Source organism: Bradyrhizobium retamae (genome assembly GCF_001440415.1).
Lineage (GTDB): Bacteria > Pseudomonadota > Alphaproteobacteria > Rhizobiales > Xanthobacteraceae > Bradyrhizobium > Bradyrhizobium retamae.
In genome coordinates this window covers 1-20,151 of the sequence record NZ_LLYA01000113.1, presented here as the reverse complement: position 1 = coordinate 20,151, position 20,151 = coordinate 1, and the positions used below count along the sequence as shown (strand labels likewise).

Here is a 20,151-nt window from a genome sequence, read left to right as displayed (position 1 = left end):
TGAAGCAATATCCTCATTCGCAAAAAGAAAAAGCCGGCTTCGCAGCCGGCTTTTCAGTTGATTGGCGTGGAACCCTTACTCCGCTGGCGGCAGCGCCAGCGGTTCGGCTTCCGGAGCGGTCGGCACGATGGCCGACTGCTTCTCGCGTTCGTCCAGGATCAGCTTGTCGCGCTTGACGGCGACTTCCCGGATCTTGGCCATCGAGGCGCCGGTGCCCGCCGGGATCAGCCGGCCGACAATGACGTTTTCCTTGAGTCCTTCCAGCGGATCCACCTTGCCATTGACGGCGGCTTCGGTGAGCACGCGGGTGGTCTCCTGGAACGAGGCCGCCGAGAAGAACGAGCGGGTCTGCAGGCTCGCCTTGGTGATGCCGAGCAGAACCGGCGTTCCCGTGGCAGGCTTCTTGCCCTCTTCCTTTGCCTTCAGGTTGAGCGCGTCGAACTCGATCTTGTCGACCTGCTCACCGGAGATCATGTCAGTGTCGCCCTGGTCGGTGACCTCGACCTTCTGCAGCATCTGACGGACAATCACTTCGATGTGCTTGTCGTTGATGAGCACGCCCTGCAGGCGGTAGACCTCCTGGATTTCGTTGACCAGATAGGCAGCGAGTTCCTCGATGCCCTTGATCGCCAGGATGTCGTGCGGCGCCGGATTGCCTTCGACGATGAAATCGCCCTTTTCGACGATGTCGCCGTCCTGCAGATGGATGTGCTTGCCCTTCGGGATCAGGTACTCGCGCGGCTCCTCGGTCTTGTCCAACGGCTCGATCGCGATGCGCCGCTTGTTCTTGTAGTCGCGGCCGAAACGAATCGTGCCGGCGATTTCCGCAATGATCGCCGCATCCTTCGGCTTGCGGGCCTCGAACAGTTCGGCCACCCGCGGCAGACCGCCGGTGATGTCGCGGGTCTTGGCGCTTTCGGTCGAGATACGCGCCAGGATGTCGCCGGCCTTGACCTTTGCGCCGACATCGACCGACAGAATGGCGTCGACCGACAGCATGTAGCGGGCATCGCCGCCACGGGCGAGCTTGAGCACCTTGCCGTCCTTGCCCTTGACCACGATGGCCGGACGCAGATCCGCCCCGCCCCGCGACGCACGCCAGTCGATGACGACGCGTTTGGCGATACCGGTGGATTCGTCGAGCGTTTCCGAGATCGACTGACCCTCGACCAGGTCCTCGAACCCGATGGTGCCCTCGACTTCGGTGAGAACCGGACGTGAGTACGGGTCCCATTCCGCGATGCGCTGGCCGCGCTTGACCATGTCGCCCTCGTCGACGTGCATGCGCGCGCCGTACTGAATGCGGTGGGTCGCACGCTCGGTTCCGTCGGCATCGACGATCGCAACGACCATGTTGCGAACCATCGCGATCAAGTGACCCTCGCTGTTTCGGGCGATGGACTTGTTCTTGATGGTGACCTTGCCCTCGAAGTTCGATTCGACGAACGACTGCTCGTTGATCTGCGCCGCGCCGCCGATGTGGAACGTGCGCATCGTGAGCTGCGTGCCGGGTTCGCCGATCGACTGGGCGGCGATAACGCCGACCGCCTCGCCGTGGTTGACCGGCGTGCCGCGGGCCAGATCGCGGCCGTAGCACTTGCCGCAGATGCCGTTGACGAGTTCGCAGGTCAGCGCCGAGCGAATCTTCACTTCCTGGATGCCGGCCTGCTGGATGGCGTCGACATGCGTCTCCTCCATCAGCGTGCCGCGCTTGACCACGACCTTGTTGGTCGCGGGATCGCGCAGATCCTCGCCCGCGGTGCGGCCGAGAATACGCGAGGCCAGCGAAGCGACCACCGTGCCGGCATCGACGATGGCGCGCATCTTGATGCCGAGCTTGGTGCCGCAATCGTCCTGCGTGATGATGCAGTCCTGCGCCACGTCGACCAGGCGGCGGGTCAGGTAACCGGAGTTCGCGGTCTTCAGCGCGGTGTCCGCGAGACCCTTGCGGGCACCGTGGGTCGAGTTGAAATATTCGAGCACCGACAGACCTTCCTTGAAGTTGGAAATGATCGGCGTCTCGATGATCTCACCCGACGGCTTCGCCATCAGGCCGCGCATACCGGCGAGCTGACGCATCTGGGCCGGCGAACCGCGCGCGCCCGAATGCGCCATCATGTAGATCGAGTTGATGTCGGCGTCGGCGCCCTTCGGCGTCTTCTTGGTCGAGGAGATTTCCTTCATCATCTCCTTGGCGATTTCTTCGGTCGCCTTCGACCAGGCGTCGACCACCTTGTTGTACTTCTCGCCATGGGTGATCAGGCCGTCGTTGTACTGCTGCTCGAAATCCTTCGCCAGCGTACGCGTGGTGTCGACGATCTTCCACTTGCTGTGCGGCACCACCATGTCATCCTTGCCGAACGAGATGCCGGCCTTGAACGCATTGTAGAAGCCGAGCGCCATGATGCGGTCGCAGAAGATCACGGTCTCCTTCTGACCGCAGTGGCGGTAGACCTGATCGATCACGCCGGAGATTTCGCGCTTGGTCATCAGCTTGTTGATGATGTCGTACGAAATCCGCGGGTTCTTCGGCAGCACGTTGCCGAGCATGACGCGGCCCGCGGTGGTTTCGATCCAGCGCTTGGTCGCCTTGCCGCTCTCGTCGGTGCCGTCCCACCGGTACTTGATCTTGGTGTGGAGGTGGATGACCTTCGAATGCAGGGCGTGCTCGAGCTCGGCCATGTCGCCGAAGATCTTGCCCTCGCCGGGCAGGCCTTCACGCATGATCGAGAGATAATAGAGGCCGAGCACGATGTCCTGCGACGGCACGATGATCGGCTGACCGTTCGCCGGATGCAGGATGTTGTTGGTCGACATCATCAGGACGCGCGCTTCCAACTGCGCTTCCAGCGACAGCGGAACGTGCACGGCCATCTGGTCGCCGTCGAAGTCGGCGTTGAACGCCGCGCAAACCAGCGGATGGAGCTGAATCGCCTTGCCTTCGATCAACACCGGCTCGAACGCCTGGATGCCGAGGCGGTGCAGCGTCGGCGCGCGGTTGAGCAGCACCGGATGCTCGCGGATCACCTCGTCGAGGATATCCCAGACCTCGGGACGCTCCTTTTCGACCAGCTTCTTCGCCTGCTTCACGGTGGTGGACAGGCCCTTGGCGTCGAGCCGCGAATAGATGAACGGCTTGAACAGTTCGAGCGCCATCTTCTTCGGCAGGCCGCACTGATGCAGCCGCAGCTCGGGACCAACCACGATCACCGAACGGCCCGAATAGTCGACGCGCTTGCCGAGCAGGTTCTGCCGGAAACGGCCCTGCTTGCCCTTGAGCATGTCGGCCAGCGACTTCAGCGGGCGCTTGTTGGCGCCGGTGATGACGCGGCCGCGGCGGCCGTTGTCGAACAGCGCGTCGACGGCCTCCTGCAGCATGCGCTTTTCATTGCGGATGATGATGTCGGGCGCGCGCAGCTCCATCAGCCGCTTCAAGCGGTTGTTGCGGTTGATGACGCGGCGGTAGAGGTCGTTGAGGTCCGAGGTCGCGAAGCGGCCGCCGTCGAGCGGCACCAGCGGACGCAGGTCCGGCGGGATCACCGGCACCACGGTCAGGATCATCCACTCCGGCTTGTTGCCGGAATAGCGGAACGCTTCGACGATCTTCAGGCGCTTGGCGAGCTTCTTGTGCTTGATGTCGGATTCGGTCTCCTGCATCTCCGCGCGCAGGGACTGCTCGAGCTTTTCGAGCTCAAGACCCTTCAACAGCTCGCGAATCGCTTCCGCGCCGATCATGGCGGTGAACGAATCCTGGCCGTATTCGTCCTGCGCCTTCAGGTACTCGTCTTCCGACAAGAGCTGACGGTCCTTGAGCGCGGTCAGGCCCGGCTCCAGCACGACGTAGTATTCGAAGTACAGGATCCGCTCGAGATCCTTCAGCGTCATGTCGAGCAGAAGGCCGATGCGGGACGGCAGCGACTTCAGGAACCAGATGTGGGCAACAGGCGCCGCCAGTTCGATATGACCCATGCGCTCGCGCCGGACGCGCGACAGCGTCACTTCGACCGAGCACTTTTCGCAGATGATGCCCTTGTACTTCATCCGCTTGTACTTGCCGCACAAGCACTCGTAATCCTTGATCGGCCCGAAGATGCGGGCGCAGAACAGGCCGTCGCGCTCCGGCTTGAAGGTCCGGTAGTTGATGGTCTCCGGCTTTTTGATCTCGCCGTAGGACCAGGACAGAATCTTCTCCGGGGACGCAATCGAGATCCGGATCTGGTCGAAGACCTGGGCCGGGGTCGTCGGATTGAAGAGATTCATAATTTCTTGGTTCATCGTCTTCTCCTCGCGTGCCGGTCGTCACCGGCAGCAAATTCGAAACTCTTATTTGGTGCGCGCCCCGCTCAACGTCCGAGAGGAGCGCGAATGCCCGGCCCTTTTGCGCGAAGGCTTGCCTCGCGCTTTGGGCCGGACATGGAATCTCAAGCGTTACTCAGCCGCCTCGGACGTCGGCGCCGGTCCCATCTTGGAATTGTGCAGGTCGACGTTGAGGCCGAGCGAGCGCATTTCCTTGACCAGCACGTTGAACGATTCCGGAATACCCGCCTCGAACGTGTCGTCGCCGCGCACGATCGCCTCGTAAACCTTGGTACGGCCGGCAACGTCGTCCGACTTCACGGTCAGCATTTCCTGCAGCGTGTAGGCCGCGCCGTAGGCTTCCAGCGCCCACACCTCCATTTCGCCGAAACGCTGGCCGCCGAACTGCGCCTTGCCGCCCAGCGGCTGCTGGGTGACGAGCGAGTACGGACCGATCGAACGCGCGTGGATCTTGTCGTCGACCAGATGGTGCAGCTTGAGCATGTAGATGTAGCCTACCGTCACCTTGCGATCGAAGGCGTCTCCGGTGCGGCCGTCATAGACGGTCGACTGGCCGGAGGCGTCGAAGCCCGCGAGCTTCAGCATCTCCTCGATGTCGGCTTCCTTGGCGCCGTCGAACACCGGCGTCGCGATCGGCACGCCGTGGCTCAGATTGCGGCCCAGCTCCATCAGCTCGTTGTCGTTCAGCGTCTTGATGGTTTCATCGTCGCCATAGATCTTCTTCAGGGTCTCGCGCAGCGGCTTGAGATCCTGCTTCTGATAATAGCCGTCGATGGTCTGGCCGATGCGCTTGCCGAGGCCGGCGCAGGCCCAACCGAGATGCGTCTCCAGAATCTGGCCGACGTTCATGCGCGAGGGCACGCCGAGCGGATTGAGCACGATATCCGCGTGCGTACCGTCCTCGAGGAACGGCATGTCCTCGATCGGAACGATCTTGGACACCACGCCCTTGTTGCCGTGGCGGCCGGCCATCTTGTCGCCGGGCTGGATCTTGCGCTTCACCGCGACGAAGACCTTGACCATCTTCATCACGCCGGGCGGCAACTCGTCGCCACGCTGCAGCTTTTCGACCTTGTCGAGGAAGCGCTGTTCAAGGCCCTTCTTCGATTCGTCGTACTGCTTCCGCATCGCCTCGATTTCGGCCATCAGCTTATCGTTCGGTGACGCAAACATCCACCACTGCGACTTCGGATACTCCTCGAGCACGGCGCGCGTGATCTTGGTGTCCTTCTTGAAGCCCTTCGGACCCGCGATGCCCTGGCGGTTTTCCAGTAGCTCGGCGAGGCGGCCGTAGACGTTACGGTCAAGGATCGCCTGCTCGTCGTCGCGGTCCTTGGCCAGACGCTCGATCTCTTCCCGCTCGATCGCCAGCGCGCGCTCGTCCTTGTCGACGCCGTGGCGGTTGAACACACGCACTTCCACGATCGTGCCCTGCACGCCCGGAGGCACGCGCAGCGAGGTGTCGCGGACGTCGGAAGCCTTTTCGCCGAAGATGGCGCGCAAAAGCTTTTCTTCCGGCGTCATCGGGCTTTCGCCCTTCGGCGTGATCTTGCCGACCAGGATGTCGCCGGCACGGACTTCGGCGCCGATATAGACGATGCCGGCTTCGTCAAGGTTCTTCAGCGCTTCTTCCGAAACGTTCGGAATGTCGCGGGTGATTTCCTCAGGTCCGAGCTTGGTGTCGCGGGCCATCACCTCGAACTCCTCGATGTGGATCGAGGTGAAGACGTCGTCCTTCACGATCCGCTCGGAGAGCAGGATCGAGTCTTCGAAGTTGTAGCCATTCCACGGCATGAACGCGACCAGCACGTTGCGGCCGAGCGCGAGCTCGCCGAGATCGGTCGAGGGACCGTCGGCGATGATGTCGCCCTTCTTGACGATGTCGCCGACCTTCACCAGCGGACGCTGGTTGATGCAGGTCGACTGGTTGGAGCGCTGGTACTTCATCAGCCGATAGATATCGACGCCCGACTTGGTCGGATCGAGATCTTCGGTGGCGCGGATGACGACGCGGGTGGCGTCGATCTGGTCGATCACGCCGGAACGGCGGGCTGCGATCGCGGCACCGGAGTCACGGGCGACCACGCCTTCCATGCCGGTACCGACGAACGGCGCCTCGGCGCGAACCAGCGGCACCGCCTGGCGCTGCATGTTCGAGCCCATCAGCGCGCGGTTGGCGTCGTCGTTCTCGAGGAACGGGATCAGCGCCGCGGCAACAGAGACGAGCTGCTTCGGCGACACGTCCATATAGTCGACCTTGTCCGGCGTGATCGGCAGCACTTCGCCGGCGTGACGGCAGACGATCAGGTCTTCGGTGAAACGGCCCTTGGCATCGAGCGGCACGTTGGCCTGCGCCACGCGATAACGGCCCTCCTCCATCGCCGAGAGATACACGACCTCGTCGGTGACGCGGCCGTCCTTCACTTTGCGGTAGGGCGTTTCGACGAAGCCATACTTGTTGACGCGCGCGAACGTCGCCAGCGAGTTGATCAGGCCGATGTTCGGACCTTCCGGCGTCTCGATCGGGCAGATGCGGCCGTAATGCGTCGGATGCACGTCGCGCACCTCGAAGCCGGCGCGCTCGCGGGTCAGACCGCCCGGTCCAAGCGCCGAGAGGCGGCGCTTGTGGGTGATCTCCGACAGCGGGTTGGTCTGGTCCATGAACTGCGAGAGCTGGGACGAGCCGAAGAACTCGCGCACCGCGGCAGCCGCCGGCTTGGCGTTGATCAGATCCTGCGGCATCACGGTGTCGATATCGACGCTCGACATGCGCTCCTTGATCGCGCGCTCCATGCGCAGGAGACCGATGCGATACTGGTTCTCCATCAGCTCGCCGACCGAACGCACCCGGCGGTTGCCGAGGTGGTCGATGTCGTCGATCTCGCCCTTGCCGTCGCGCAGGTCGACCAGCGTCTTGATGACGGCCAGGATGTCTTCCTTGCGCAGCGTGCGGTGGGTGTCGGGCGCATCGAGTTCGAGGCGCATGTTCATCTTGACGCGGCCGACCGCGGAGAGGTCGTAACGCTCGGGATCGAAGAACAGCGACTGGAACATGGTCTGGGCCGAATCGATCGTCGGCGGCTCGCCCGGGCGCATCACGCGGTAGATGTCGAACAGCGCGTCTTCACGCGTCATGTTCTTGTCGGCATGCAGGGTGTTGCGGATGTAGGCGCCGACATTGACGTGGTCGATGTCGAGCAGCGGCAGCTCCTTGTAGCCCTGCTCGTTCAATGCCTTCAGCGACTTCTCGGTGAGTTCCTCGCCGGCCTCGGCGTAGATTTCACCGGTCTTCGGGTTGACGAGATCCTCGGCGAGATAGTTGCCGATCAGCTCTTCATCCGACAGACGCAGGGCTTTTAGGCCCTTTTCCTGCAACTGGCGCGCCGCGCGCACGGTCAGCTTCTTGCCGGCCTCGAGCACCACCTTGCCGGTGTCGGCGTCGATCAGGTCGTTGATGGTCGAGTAGCCGCGGAAACGGGCGGCGTCGAACGGCACGCGCCAGCCGTCCTTGGCGCGCTTGAAATTGATCTTCTTGTAGAAGGTGGACAGAATCGTCTCGCCGTCGAGACCGAGCGCGTACATCAGCGAGGTGACGGGGATCTTGCGGCGGCGGTCGATGCGCGCGAACACGATGTCCTTGGCGTCGAACTCGATGTCGAGCCAGGAACCGCGATACGGAATCACGCGCGCAGCAAACAACAGCTTGCCGGACGAATGGGTCTTGCCCTTGTCGTGGTCGAAGAACACGCCGGGCGACCGGTGCATCTGCGAGACGATGACGCGCTCGGTGCCGTTGACGACGAAGGTGCCGTTCATGGTCATGAGCGGGATGTCGCCCATGTAGACGTCCTGCTCCTTGATGTCCTTGACCGACTTGGCGCCGGTTTCCTCGTCGATATCGAACACGATCAGGCGCAGCGTCACCTTCAGCGGCGCAGCATAGGTCATGCCGCGCTGGCGGCACTCGTCGACGTCGTATTTCGGCGGCTCGAACTCGTAGCGGACGAATTCCAGCATCGATGTGCCGGAGAAATCCGAGATCGGGAACACCGAGCGGAACACCGCCTGCAGGCCCTCGTCCAGCCGGCCGCCCGGAGGTTCATCGACCATCAGGAACTGGTCGTAGGACGCCTTCTGAACCTCGATCAGGTTCGGCATCTCGGCGACTTCCTTGATGTGTCCGAAGAACTTGCGGACCCGTTTGCGACCGGTGAATGTCTGCTGCGCCATTGTGGCCTCTCATTTTCGTCGCCTTAGTAGGCGAACCTTCCGAAGCGCGACTGCCATCGCCCCCGGGTTGAATTGTCGAATCGCTCAAAAGGAACAAAGCCCACTTTCAGGAATTAAATCCTGAACCCGCACTTTAGACCTTCAAAACGCAAAACGACGCGCGGGCGCATGACTGCACCCGCCCGTCATAACTGGTGGTTTCACGGACTGAAAAAGCCCGAAATCTGACTGTCTCCCAACGCGTTAGGCCGGGAACCCTGCCGTCCCCGCCACCTTACCGCGCTTTCCTGCTGCCGACCCGATATGGGGCGGCGATCGTGGAGATTCGAGGGGTAACCCCGCGAATCCCCACACTTTTTTGTGTACGCCGTGCTCCGGACTACCCCACAGCACAAACTTTGCAAGCTCCGGCCATCCACGCCGCTGGCAGGAGATCCCGGGGCGCGCTGACGCTCGCCCGGGATTTCGCTGAAGTAACCTGCGTTATTTCAGCTCAACCTTGGCGCCAGCCTTTTCGAGCTGGGCCTTGAGTTTGTCGGCCTCGTCCTTGTTCACGCCTTCCTTGACCGGCTTGGGCGCGCCTTCGACGAGGTCCTTGGCTTCTTTGAGGCCCAGGCCGGTGATGGCGCGGACTTCCTTGATGACTTCGATCTTCTTTTCGCCGGCGGAAGCGAGAACGACGGTGAAGTCGGTCTTTTCTTCGACGGGAGCAGCAGCGGCGCCGCCACCCGCGGGACCGGCAACCGCCACCGCGGCAGCGGCGGAAACGCCCCACTTTTCTTCGAGGAGCTTCGCGAGCTCGGCAGCTTCGAGCACCGTGAGGCTCGATAGGTCGTCGACGATTTTCTGTAGGTCAGCCATTGATCAGTTCCTTAAAGGTTTGGTTCGAACCAGATTTGATTGCGAAGGGTCAGGCCGCTTCACTCTTTGAGGCATAGGCCTGGACGACGCGCGCGAGCTTGGCCGCGGGCGCAGTGGAGAGCTGAGCGATCTTGGTCGCCGGCGCCACCAGGAGGCCGACAAGCTTGCCGCGCAGTTCGTCCAGCGACGGCAAGGAGGCAAGTGCCTTCACGCCGTTCACATCCAGGACGGTTTTACCCATCGAGCCGCCGAGAATGACGAACTGCTCGTTCGTCTTGGCGAACTCCATGGCAACCTTCGGCGCCGCTACCGGATCGTTTGAAGTCGCGATCACGGTCGGCCCCTTCAAGAGGGAGCCAATGGCAACGACGTCCGTGCCTTCAAGAGCAATTTTGGCGAGACGGTTCTTCGAGACCTTCACCGACGCGCCCGCCTGCTTCATCTGCGTACGCAGCTTCTGCATCTGGGCCACGGTGAGGCCGGAATAATGGGCGACGACTGCAACGCTGGTGGTCTTGAAGACCTCGTTCAGCGCCTCAACCGCGTCCTTTTTTGCCGCTCTTTCCACAGCAAGCTCTCTCCGGTTGGCGGCCTTCGCTTAAGAGCGAGACCGCCGGGTTGCACCCATCGTCTCGCCCAAAACCTGACCTCTAGACACCAGTCTCAAGGACACGCCGGGCAGACGATATTTGAAAAGCCTGCCCTCCCGAACCAGATGGCGCGGGGTGTCGAGGTTCGAACCAAATCAGCCATAGCGCCGCGCACGGCGACGCTAAAGCGAAATCCGGTCTTCACCCGTCTATGCAGGCTATAAGATTAAGCCGTTGAGAAACTTGCGTTTCTTCGCGGGCGCCTGCAGTCTCGGACAGGATCGGGGCCATTCGGCAAGCGAAGGACCCCTGCCGCATTCCACGAAACGATGAGTTTTCGTTCCTTTCGAGCAATCCATGCGGATGTCCTGAAAGGAATGATCTCCTACCGTAACGGGTTTTCGGAATGCGCACACAGACGTGCCAGCTACGGCCAGCACGCCTGGAAGCTGTTGTTTAACGACTCTTGCCCGGCTTGCCAAGAGCAAAATTCACACCAGTTCACGGACCGGCCGGACACACAATTTTCGTTCCGGATATCGAAATTTTTTGACGGTTCCGTCACACCGGCGACGCCCGCCTCGTCTTGGCCGCAGGAGGTTCTGATGCGGCGTCAGTTGGCAGCCATTCTTGCGATACCCATGCTTCTGAACGGGCTGGCCATGCTCGTGGCCGGACCGCTCTGGTACGAAACCGTGCCCGGCGTGCCGGACACCGGCCCGTTTAACCCACATTTCGTTCAGGACATTGGTGCGGCGTTCCTCGTGGCCGGTCTGGCGCTGGCCGCGCGGGCATGGCGCCCGCGCTATTGGCCGGCGGCCGTGGCGGGCGCCGGCTTCCTCGCCGCGCACGGTCTGATCCATCTGGTGCTGATCGTTAGCGGGCACGCCCATCACGCCGCGTTCGATCTTCTTGCCGTGGTCCTGCCCTCCGCACTCGCCCTCTATTCCGCCTTCCCCAACCAAGGAGAACAACATGCGTAGTTGGATCGCCCGCCGCAGTTTGCGCGTATTCGGCAAACGCTATGGCTACGACGTCAGCTATCTCGAAATGATGCTGAACGAATCGCCTGCCGCCTTTTTCAAGTTCGCGCCCATCATGAAGACGGCCGCGCACCGCGCGGCGGTCCCGACTGATGCCAGCTTCGCCGCCAAGATCGTCGGCGCGCTGGCGGAAGATTGCGGCCCCTGCACGCAACTGGTCGTCGACATGGCGCTGGAGGCGGGCATGGCCAAGGACCAGATCGAGGCGGTTCTTCGCCGCGATCCGCGCGCGATGAATGACGCGACGATGCTCGGGTTCCGCTTTGCCGATGCCGTGGTGCGCCGCTCGACCGATGACGACGAATTTCGCGACGCCGTCCGCGCCCAATGGGGCCCTAAAGGCGTGATAGACCTGACGCTGGCGCTGCAGCTGGGCCGCATGTTCCCGATGGTGAAAGCCGGGCTCGGCTATGCCAAGGAGTGCCGCCGCGTTTCGGTGAATGGGCACGATGTCGATGTCGTCAAACAGGCCGCATGACGGCGACCCGCTGGCGCCCCATCGCGGGCGCCTGCTCGGGCTCGCCTATCGCATGCTCGGCAGCCGGAGCGACGCCGAAGACGTCGTGCAGGACGCCTATCTCCGCTTTGCCGGCGCCCGGGATGTCAGCAACGCGGAAGCGTTTCTCGTCACGGTCGTGACCCGGCTCTGTCTCGATCGCCTGAAGAGCGCGAAGGCGCAGCGGGAGATCTATATCGGGCCCTGGCTTCCGGAGCCGGTGTGCGACGCGGAAAGCCTGTCGGCCGAAGCCGCCACCGAACTGGCCGACGATCTATCGTTCGCCTTGTTGCTGGCGTTGGACCGGCTTTCTCCGATGGAGCGCGCGGCCTTCCTGCTTCACGATGTGTTCGACACGCCGTTTTCCGAGATCGCCGCGATGCTTGACCACAGCGAGGCCGCCTGCCGTCAACTTGCCTCGCGCGCGCGCCGAGCGGTGCGCGACAACCGCCCGCTACCCGCGGCCGCGCCGGACAATCACGCGCGCCTCCTGCACGCTTTCAGCGAAGCGGTCGCCAGCGGCGATGTCAGCCGGTTGGCCGAATTGCTGCGCGAGGATGCGGTTGCGATCACCGATGGCGGCGGCCGTAAATTCGCGGCGCGCAATCCAATTGTTGGGAAAGACAAGGTCGCCCGCTTCTTCGTTGGCATTGCCGGCAAAACCGCCGGCCAGGACGTCCGTATCGAGCAGGCTGTCATCAACGGCGCCATTGGCGCCCTACTCTACCTGGATGGCGAACTCGACCTTATTTTGAGCATGGCGATCGATGGCGAGAAAATCGCTGCGATCTACGTCGTCCGCAATCCCGACAAGCTGCGCCACATCCCACCTGCCGGGATACACTGAGCCCGTCAGCCAAGCGGCACCTTGTACGGCAGCGGGTTGCCGGCGAAGAACGCGTCGAGATTGGCGAGTGCGCAGTTCTGCATGGCCACATGCGACTCCAGCGTATGGCCGCCGATGTGCGGAGAGAGCACGACATTGGGCAGCGCCGTCAGCACGTCCGGCGCATGCGGCTCCTTCGCGTAGACGTCGAGGCCCGCGCCGGCGATGGTCTGATCGGTCAGCGCCGCGATAAGCGCAGGCTGGTCGATCACCGAGCCGCGCGAAATGTTGACGACGTAACCGTCCTTGCCGAGCTTGCGCAGAATATTGGCATCGACGACGTGATGGGTATCGGCGCCCGCCCGCACCGCGATCATCAGGACACTGCACCATTCGGCCAGCGCATCCAGGCTCGGAAAATACCTATACGGCACATCGTGCTGCCGGCGGCTGAAATAGCCGACCTCGGTTTCGAACGCGGCCACCCGCGCCGCGATCTTGCGGCCGATCTCGCCCATGCCGTAGACGCCGATTTTGCGGCCGAGCATGCCCGCCTGCGGGCGCATCATCGGCGATGGTTTTGCCGCCGCCCAACTGCCGCCCCGCACATAATCGTCGGCCGCGAGCAGCCGTCGCGTGGCCGCCAGCATCAGCGTGACCGCGATATCCGCGACCGACGCCGCGTTGGCGCCTGGGCTATGGCCGACGGCGATCTTCCGTTTCGCCGCCGCCGCCAGATCGACGCCGTCATAGCCGGTGCCGTAGCAGATGATCGCGCCTAGTTTCGGCAACATGTCCATCGCGTCGCCTCGCAGCGGCGTGCCGCCCGCCGTGATCAGCGCTCTGATGTCTGCGAGTTGCTCGGCGGAGAACACCTCATTCGGCGCCTTGCCTGCGGCATTCAGCAGTTCAAAGCGTTCGCCAAAGCGCTCCATCTGGGCTTTCGGGAAACGCGAATAGATCAGGACTTTCTCGGGCATTGTTCTTCCTTCTTGCCGAGTCCTTGCCAAGTCCGACGGGGCGACGATTACGCAAAAGCGACATCAAACGCAAAGGGCGGAATCGGTCGCCCGATTCCGCCCCTGCAATTCACTTAAACCGCCACAAACTAGCCGAGCAGCGTGCCCGGCTCGACCTTGACGCCCGGGCCCATGGTGGAGGAGACCGCCACGCGCTGGATGTAGGTGCCCTTGGCGCCGGCGGGCTTTGCCTTTGCCACTGCATCCGCGAGCGCTTTGACGTTCTGCACCAGCTTTTCCTCGGAGAACGACGCCTTGCCGACACCGGCCTGAACGATGCCGGCCTTCTCGACGCGGAATTCGACCGAGCCGCCCTTGGCGCCCTTCACGGCCGACGTGACGTCCATCGTCACGGTGCCGATCTTCGGGTTCGGCATCATGCCGCGCGGGCCGAGCACCTTACCGAGGCGGCCAACCAGCGGCATCATGTCGGGGGTTGCGATGCAACGGTCGAAGTCGATCGTGCCGCCCTGGACCTTCTCGACCAGGTCTTCGGCGCCGACGACGTCAGCACCGGCAGCCTTGGCTTCGTCCGCTTTGGCGCCACGAGCGAACACACCGACGCGCAGCGTGCGGCCGGTGCCGTTCGGCAGGTTGACGACGCCACGAACCATCTGGTCGGCGTGGCGCGGGTCGACGCCGAGATTGATCGCGATCTCGATCGTCTCGTCGAACTTCGACGTGGCGCGTTCCTTGACCATCTTGATGGCATCCGCGAGCGGATAGAGCTTCTCGCGATCGATGCCCTCTCGGACCTTCTTCAAACGTTTTCCGATTGCCATGGTCCGTTACCCCGCAACTTCCAGACCCATCGAACGGGCGGAGCCCTCGACCATCTTCATGGCCGATTCGACTGAGTCGCAATTGAGATCCTTCATCTTCTTCTCGGCGATCTCGCGCACCTGCGCGCGTGTCACCTGGCCCGCCTTGTCGCGGCCCGGAGCTTTCGAGCCGGACTGGATCTTGGCAGCCTGCTTGAGGAAGTAGGACATCGGTGGCGTCTTCATCTCGAAGGTGAAGGAACGGTCCGCATAGATGGTGATGATCACCGGGATCGGGGTGTTCTTTTCTTCCTTCTGCGTCTGCGCGTTGAACGCCTTGCAGAATTCCATGATGTTGAGGCCGCGCTGACCAAGCGCGGGACCGATCGGGGGCGACGGATTGGCCGCACCCGCCGGCACCTGAAGCTTCAGGTATCCGGTCACTTTCTTTGCCATTTACAGCTCCTCATGTTGCTCCGGACAATCCGGAAGCTTCACAGGACCGTGGTGCGGTTCGCATGACGGCTGGCGACCGTCAGTCCCCTTCCACGGCATTACGGAAGCGTTGCCGCTTCCTCTTCTCGTCATGCCCGGGCCTGCCTCGGGAATGACGATGTCGGATCAGACCTTCTCGACCTGACCGAATTCCAGTTCGACGGGCGTGGCGCGGCCGAAGATCGACACCGCGACCTTCACGCGCGAACGCGCCTCGTCAATTTCCTCGACCACGCCGGAGAACGACGCGAACGGACCATCGGCCACGCGGACGTTCTCGCCGATTTCAAATGACACCGTAGCCTTCGGCCGCTCAACACCTTCCTGCACCTGCTGCAGGATGTGCATCGCCTCGGATTCGGAGATCGGCATCGGCTTGTTTTCTGCGCCGAGGAAGCCGGTCACTTTGGGCGTGTTCTTGATAAGATGGAACGCCTCGTCGGTCAGCTTCATCTTCACCAGCACGTAGCCCGGGAAGAACTTGCGCTCGGCATCGATCTTGCGGCCGCGGCGCACCTCGGTGACTTTTTCGGTCGGCACCAGCACCTGGTCGAACAGTTCCTCGAGGCCGCGCTGCTTCGCCTGCTCGCGGATCGATTCCGCCACCTTCTTCTCGAAGTTCGAATAGGCGTGAACAATATACCAGCGCTTGTCCATCGTAAGGGTTCCGGTGCTCATCATTGGACGCCCAGCAGGAATGTGACGACGTAGCGGATGATCAAATCCGACAGGAAGAAAAAAATCGAAGCCAATGCAACCATGACGAAGACCATGATCGTGGTGATCGTCGTCTCGCGGCGCGTCGGCCAGGTGACCTTGGCGGTCTCCGAGCGCACTTCCTGCAGGAATTTGAACGGGCTGAAAGCCATCGTTGGTTACCGCGTCCTTCGTGAGACGGTTGTGATCTAAAGCGAATCCGAACAGCCCTCTAGCGCCCAGCCCTCTCTCGAAGGATGAGCCGCCAAGCGGGCTCGATTGTTCGGGGGAATTCAAAGCCGCGCCGGATATCCGCATCTCAACGGGCCGGCAGCAGGTGGCGGGTATCTACTGCCGCCCGGGCAAAAGGTCAAGGTACGGGGTGCCGCGCCCCCTTGTCGGCTGGCTGGTGGCCGACCGACCGGGGCGGAGCCATTGGTTAACCGCCGGTACCGCGTCGGCTCAAATGCACACAAGGCCGCCATCCCGATTTTAAAAGCTCCTGGATATCCTGCTGGCTCCACTGGGGAGCGAGACGACCTTGGCACTGTTGGGCCAGGACTACGAAAGACCTTCGGGCGAGACCGCATGGACCATTCTCGACGCGGCACATGACCTCGGCGACACCGTCACCGTCGATGCCTGCCGGCGGGTGATCGATGCCGACCTGCGCAGCGACACGCCGCGACCTCGGATATGGCAGTCCTCACCGCATTTTTCGGCTAGCTCCGGGAACGCGGCAGATCTTTCTCGCAAGCCGCTGATTCAACTGCTGTTTTAACCGATATTGGTCGACCGGGACGTCACGTCCGCTTTTTCTCGGGCGGCATCCATTGCATCGTGCCCCGCCTGTTGGACCCGATCAACCAGTTCGGCACCGGCATCCGAGAACTCGGCCTTGAGCGTGTCGGAAGCCTCTCTCACGCTTTGCGATACGGCACCAGCGCGGGTATTTAGATCCGCCTTCAAACTGTCGCTGAGGTCGCCGACCCACTCGTCCTCAAGACCGGACTTCGCCAACGCCCCGGCCACCGTGGCGCCGATCGCCAGACCGACAGCACCGAGGACCAGCGGTTGTCGTTCGAGGAGATCGGAAAGCGAGGTTTGCGCCTGAGCCAGCGTTTCCCTCCGTGGCAGGGCCCTGCCCAGACGGTCCCACATTTCCCGCGCACCGGAGACGCCCTCCTCAAACCGATCGCTTATCGTATCCGCCGCATCCCCCATCGTGTCGGAAGCCGCGCTTCGAGCGTTGCGTACGGTTTCACTAATGCCTCGCGAGGCTTCGTCCTGCATGCGGGACGTTCGATCCCGAGCGGAATTGTAGCTGTTCTCGAATTTGGAAGCGGCGGCCCGTTGACCGCGCGCAACTGTATCGGCAAGCGGCGCGGCAGCGCCCATGACCGAGTTCGCCGCGACCTTCAACTTGTCATTGCCGATAAGTAGCCAAAGCGCGCCGCCTCCGATCAAGGCCGCAGCAAGCGGATTGTCGCGGGCAGCAGCCGTCAGGCCATCTATGAAAGTCCCTTGTGTTCCGCTCATCGCACCATTCCCTTCACGGTATCCTTGTCCTTTTCGAGTTGCCGCAGCGTTTCGCGCGGGGCCAGATTCCGCGCGTCCAGCCGGTTCATGCCGATCGCAAACAGGATCGCCGCAAGCACCGCGGCCACGATCGCGGAGATCAGATACGCGACGGGCTGCGACCATCCTCCCGCGATCAAGGCGGCTGAAAGGGCAAACAGGGCCATGACAACCGCAGGAACGACGAGAATGGCGCCGGCCGCGACTAGGCCAACAGCGACACCGATTTGCTGAACCTTCTCGCCAAGCTCAGCCTTGGCGAGATCGACTTCGTTTTGAAACAGCTTGGCGAATTGCGAAAGGGCATCGCCCAGCAAGTTCGAGATCGTCCGAAGATCCGTTTTGGTGCTCATGATGCCTCCGCTTTGTAGGAGGACGAGGTGGAGGGTGATGGCGTGTACGATGAAGGCGAGTATGATGAGGAAGAGCTTTGCGGTGAAGAGCTCTGATTCCCGGATGCCTTCAGGAAGCGGACCGCGGCGAAACCGGCAAGCACCGAGAGACCGAGAAAAGCCGCAGGCTGCCGCCTCGCAAAATCTGTCGCGCCGTCGACGAGATCGCGGAGACTTCCGTTGCGGATCTTGTCGGCGGCCTCGTCGACATATTCAGCCGCGGAATTGATGCCGCGGGCAGCAAACGGTGCGTCATTCTCGAACGCGCGCGCCGCATTCCTGATATCGCCGGCAAGCCGGCCGATGAAATCCGCGCCCGTACGCTGTTGTTCTCCAGCCTGCTCCTGGAGACGATCGGCAGTTCCTGACGCCACGTCCTTGGCGGCATCCGCCGCTTCCTTGAATTTTTCGCGCGCCATATCCGTCGACGCCTTCAGCGCGTCGCCGGCGCGCTGCTTCATCTCTGCGCCAGCTTCGGTAGCCTGGTCCTTCAAGTCCTGGGGCGACGTCGTCGTATTCTGGTTCTGAGAGGAATTGGTGTTACGGGTGTTGATATCCAAATCGCTCATGGCGGTCTCTTTTCTGCTATGCGGGGTTGCGGGAAGGATCAAATGCCGTCGTCACGACGTCATCGGCCACTTCTTGGAGCCTCTCGGTCACGCCTTCCGTGATCCGACTGGCGTGCTTGCCGAGGTCGGCGTCGGAAACGCTTTTCGCCGCGGCGTCCGCAGCCGATATAACGGCGTCCTTAGCCGCATCGAATCCGGATTGAGCTGCCGTGCCGGCGGCGCGTTTAGCGCTGTCACTCGCTTTACCCATTACGCCGGCCTCGGCCCTGGTACTTGGAAGCGAAGCAGCAAGGATCGCACCAATCGCCACTCCCAGGCCGCCGATCAATGCAGCGTTGTCGCGGATCACCTTGCTTGCCGCTGCGGGTGCTGCGGTCGCCGCGCGGGTGGCGGAGGAGCGAGCGCGCTCCACCTTTTCTTTCGCCATTTCCATAGTGTCATTTGCCATTTCCGAAGCGGCATCCATGCCAGCCCTGACCTTGCCGCTGACGGCATCAGCGGTCTCGGCGGCCCGATCCCTCGTCTCGCTCGCCATCTCGCCCGCGACCTCCCGTGCGTCGCCGGCCGTGGCGGCTGCCTGGCTCTGGGTGGAGGATACCGCCTGACGCAGGCTATCGCCGACCGACTGCGCGCGTGCCGCGGTCTCGTCCATCACTTCCCGGGCTCTTTCGACGGCGGGTGCCGCCGCTTCCGCTGCGCGGTCGCGCACGGTTTTCGAACTCAGGGCGAGGCCCGCGCCGATCATCAAAAGCGGGAGCGGAAAACCGCGGGCCAGCCGCAACGCGGGCACCGCAATCGCGGTGCCCGCGGCAATCGCCTGCATCGGATTTTCCATCGCTTGCTGCCTGAGCGCGCCAAGCCAAGTCTGGGTCTTGTGACTGATGAAACCGGAAACCTCCGCCTTGATGCCATCCGGCGAAACCTTGTAGCGGATGTCTTCTGCAGTGTCGGTGATCTGTTCCCTCAGCCGATCAACGGTCGCCGCAAGCTGCGCGCGGCTTTGCTCGGAGTCCCGTCGTAGCTCCTCTACGGATCGTGTCATGTCGTCACCGCCCTGTTGGAATTTGTTGATTTTGAAGACGAACTCACGCGCTATTGAATTGTTCCTCGCGCTCGTCGCGCGTGGCTGGATGGCGCTCGTCATCGATCGCCTTGGTCAGTTCAGCACCGAACAGGAAAATCTGCGACGCGTAATAGACCCAGAACATGAGGACGATCAGTGCACCCGCCGCGCCATAGGACGAACTCGGCGCCGCGCGACCGAGGTATAAGCCGATTAGCGACTTGCCGACGGTAAACAACATGGCTGTGACAAATGCGCCCAGGACGAGATGGCGCCAGTAGATCGTCGTATCGGGCAGTACCCGGTAGATCGCTGCGAACAACAGCGTGAATATCGCCAGCGATACGACCGTGTTGAGAGCACTCAGGACGACCTGATCAGCAGACCACTGTTCCAGGGCCGATAGCGCGGCGCTGGCAGCCAACGAAACGATCAGCATGAAGCCAAGGGCAGCCACCAGGCCGAGACTAGCGACGCGAGCCTTAATCAACGAGGAGATGGGCTCGTCGACCGGCTTGGCCTTGAAGGTTACGTTCAGTGCCGTGCGCATTTCCCCGAAAACGCCCGATGCCGTTATCAGGACGGTAACGAGCCCGATAACAGTCGCGGTCATCCCCGACGTCGGATCACTTGAGCGCGCGAGGATGGTCTTGATGAATTCGCCGCCCGCCGGCCCGAGCAGTTTGCCGAGTTCCTCGCTTATTGCGGCACGGGCAGCCTCGTGCCCGAACGCCAAGCCTGCGATTGCGACGACGATCAGAAGCACTGGCGCCAGCGAAGTCGCGGCATAAAACGCAATGGAGGCCCCCCTGCTTAAGGCGTCGTTGGCCACAAAGCCCAAAACGGCGGCCTTCAATATCCGCCACAAGGGTGCCATTGCTCTTCCCTCGCCTCCTCGTCGCGCCGCAAGTACGGAGGGCAGGTTTGCTGAACGGCGGGAGTTCTCTAGAGTTTCACGGGTGCGTCATGGCGCACGGAACAATACATGAACAAACGCGTTCGTGGATAAGGAGAATGACAATGACTTCCAAGACGCGCATAGACTCGAACACGGAAAAGGACCCTGACGATTGGGTCTCCGGCGATGAGCCTATGACTGGGGCTCAGGCATCCTATTTGAAGACGCTGTGCGAGCAGGCGCATTGCGCCGAGGCATTCAAGAGCTATGGCCCAAAGTTGGTGACGGCGGGAATCGGAAAGGCGGCATATCGTGGG

At 62.4% G+C, this 20,151-nt stretch carries 19 protein-coding genes; 5 read left to right on the top strand and 14 right to left on the bottom strand.

What is annotated here, in order from left to right; all coding sequences use genetic code 11:
* Positions 1-75: 75 nt before the first annotated feature.
* From rpoC to rplJ, 4 genes are all read right to left on the bottom strand, one after another.
* The gene (gene rpoC / locus CQ13_RS14580) at positions 76-4,275 is read right to left on the bottom strand and encodes a DNA-directed RNA polymerase subunit beta' (protein WP_057843570.1); all 4,200 of its coding nucleotides are present in this window, start codon (positions 4,273-4,275) and stop codon (positions 76-78) included.
* Between the two features lie 153 nt (positions 4,276-4,428).
* A complete protein-coding gene (rpoB, locus tag CQ13_RS14575; protein WP_057843569.1) occupies positions 4,429-8,547 on the bottom strand; it encodes a DNA-directed RNA polymerase subunit beta in 4,119 nt (1,372 codons plus the stop codon).
* 483 nt (positions 8,548-9,030) lie between these two features.
* Positions 9,031-9,408, bottom strand: a complete 378-nt coding sequence (gene rplL, locus CQ13_RS14570) for a 50S ribosomal protein L7/L12 (protein WP_057843568.1) — start codon at positions 9,406-9,408, stop codon at positions 9,031-9,033.
* A 49-nt stretch (positions 9,409-9,457) separates the two neighbouring features.
* Complete coding sequence (gene rplJ / locus CQ13_RS14565; protein WP_057843567.1) at positions 9,458-9,976, bottom strand: 50S ribosomal protein L10; 519 nt, start codon at positions 9,974-9,976, stop codon at positions 9,458-9,460.
* 351 nt (positions 9,977-10,327) lie between these two features.
* Here rplJ and CQ13_RS42955 point away from each other — a divergent pair, with 351 nt between their 5' ends.
* From CQ13_RS42955 to sigJ, 3 genes are all read left to right on the top strand, one after another.
* Positions 10,328-10,981 (top strand): hypothetical protein, encoded by a 654-nt coding sequence (locus CQ13_RS42955; RefSeq protein WP_156433678.1) that lies wholly within the window; start codon positions 10,328-10,330, stop codon positions 10,979-10,981.
* A 67-nt stretch (positions 10,982-11,048) separates the two neighbouring features.
* Positions 11,049-11,519 carry a carboxymuconolactone decarboxylase family protein gene (locus CQ13_RS14555; RefSeq protein WP_156433677.1) on the top strand — a complete coding sequence of 157 codons (471 nt, stop codon included), beginning with the start codon at positions 11,049-11,051 and terminating at the stop codon, positions 11,517-11,519.
* Positions 11,497-12,384, top strand: a complete 888-nt coding sequence (gene sigJ / locus CQ13_RS14550; protein WP_197427342.1) for an RNA polymerase sigma factor SigJ — start codon at positions 11,497-11,499, stop codon at positions 12,382-12,384. Before CQ13_RS14555 ends, sigJ begins: the two co-directional genes overlap by 23 nt.
* Before the next feature lie 5 nt (positions 12,385-12,389).
* Here sigJ and CQ13_RS14545 read toward each other — a convergent pair whose 3' ends face one another.
* The 5 genes from CQ13_RS14545 to secE all read right to left on the bottom strand — a co-directional run bounded on the left by CQ13_RS14545 (position 12,390) and on the right by secE (position 15,507).
* Positions 12,390-13,343: a 2-hydroxyacid dehydrogenase gene (locus CQ13_RS14545; RefSeq protein WP_057843563.1), complete on the bottom strand. Its 954-nt coding sequence runs from the start codon at positions 13,341-13,343 to the stop codon at positions 12,390-12,392.
* A gap of 128 nt (positions 13,344-13,471) precedes the next feature.
* On the bottom strand, positions 13,472-14,164 hold the full coding sequence (rplA, locus tag CQ13_RS14540; protein ID WP_057843562.1) for a 50S ribosomal protein L1: 693 nt from the start codon (positions 14,162-14,164) through the stop codon (positions 13,472-13,474).
* A 6-nt stretch (positions 14,165-14,170) separates the two neighbouring features.
* The gene (gene rplK / locus CQ13_RS14535) at positions 14,171-14,599 is read right to left on the bottom strand and encodes a 50S ribosomal protein L11 (RefSeq protein WP_028349072.1); all 429 of its coding nucleotides are present in this window, start codon (positions 14,597-14,599) and stop codon (positions 14,171-14,173) included.
* Between the two features lie 165 nt (positions 14,600-14,764).
* Entirely contained in the window at positions 14,765-15,295 is a 531-nt protein-coding gene (gene nusG / locus CQ13_RS14530; protein ID WP_028349073.1) for a transcription termination/antitermination protein NusG, read from the bottom strand.
* Between the two features lie 20 nt (positions 15,296-15,315).
* On the bottom strand, positions 15,316-15,507 hold the full coding sequence (gene secE / locus CQ13_RS14525) for a preprotein translocase subunit SecE (RefSeq protein WP_028349074.1): 192 nt from the start codon (positions 15,505-15,507) through the stop codon (positions 15,316-15,318).
* 368 nt (positions 15,508-15,875) lie between these two features.
* On the opposite strand from secE, the gene CQ13_RS14520 reads away from it, so the two are divergent.
* Entirely contained in the window at positions 15,876-16,115 is a 240-nt protein-coding gene (locus CQ13_RS14520) for a hypothetical protein (RefSeq protein WP_245309182.1), read from the top strand.
* Here CQ13_RS14520 and CQ13_RS14515 read toward each other — a convergent pair.
* From CQ13_RS14515 to CQ13_RS14495, 5 genes are all read right to left on the bottom strand, one after another.
* A complete protein-coding gene (locus tag CQ13_RS14515) occupies positions 16,112-16,801 on the bottom strand; it encodes a hypothetical protein (protein WP_347337040.1) in 690 nt (229 codons plus the stop codon). The genes CQ13_RS14520 and CQ13_RS14515 overlap by 4 nt on opposite strands.
* A gap of 68 nt (positions 16,802-16,869) precedes the next feature.
* Entirely contained in the window at positions 16,870-17,265 is a 396-nt protein-coding gene (locus tag CQ13_RS14510; protein WP_057843560.1) for a phage holin family protein, read from the bottom strand.
* A complete protein-coding gene (locus CQ13_RS14505) occupies positions 17,262-17,873 on the bottom strand; it encodes a hypothetical protein (protein WP_057843559.1) in 612 nt (203 codons plus the stop codon). Before CQ13_RS14505 ends, CQ13_RS14510 begins: the two co-directional genes overlap by 4 nt.
* Positions 17,874-17,889: 16 nt before the next feature.
* The gene (locus CQ13_RS14500; protein ID WP_057843667.1) at positions 17,890-18,915 is read right to left on the bottom strand and encodes a DUF3618 domain-containing protein; all 1,026 of its coding nucleotides are present in this window, start codon (positions 18,913-18,915) and stop codon (positions 17,890-17,892) included.
* Positions 18,916-18,958: 43 nt separating this feature from the next.
* Positions 18,959-19,813 carry a YihY/virulence factor BrkB family protein gene (locus tag CQ13_RS14495; protein WP_057843558.1) on the bottom strand — a complete coding sequence of 285 codons (855 nt, stop codon included), beginning with the start codon at positions 19,811-19,813 and terminating at the stop codon, positions 18,959-18,961.
* Positions 19,814-19,950: 137 nt separating this feature from the next.
* Here CQ13_RS14495 and CQ13_RS41065 point away from each other — a divergent pair.
* The coding region (locus tag CQ13_RS41065) for a DUF3072 domain-containing protein (RefSeq protein ID WP_156433676.1) at positions 19,951-20,151 on the top strand (201 nt) is incomplete at its 3' end.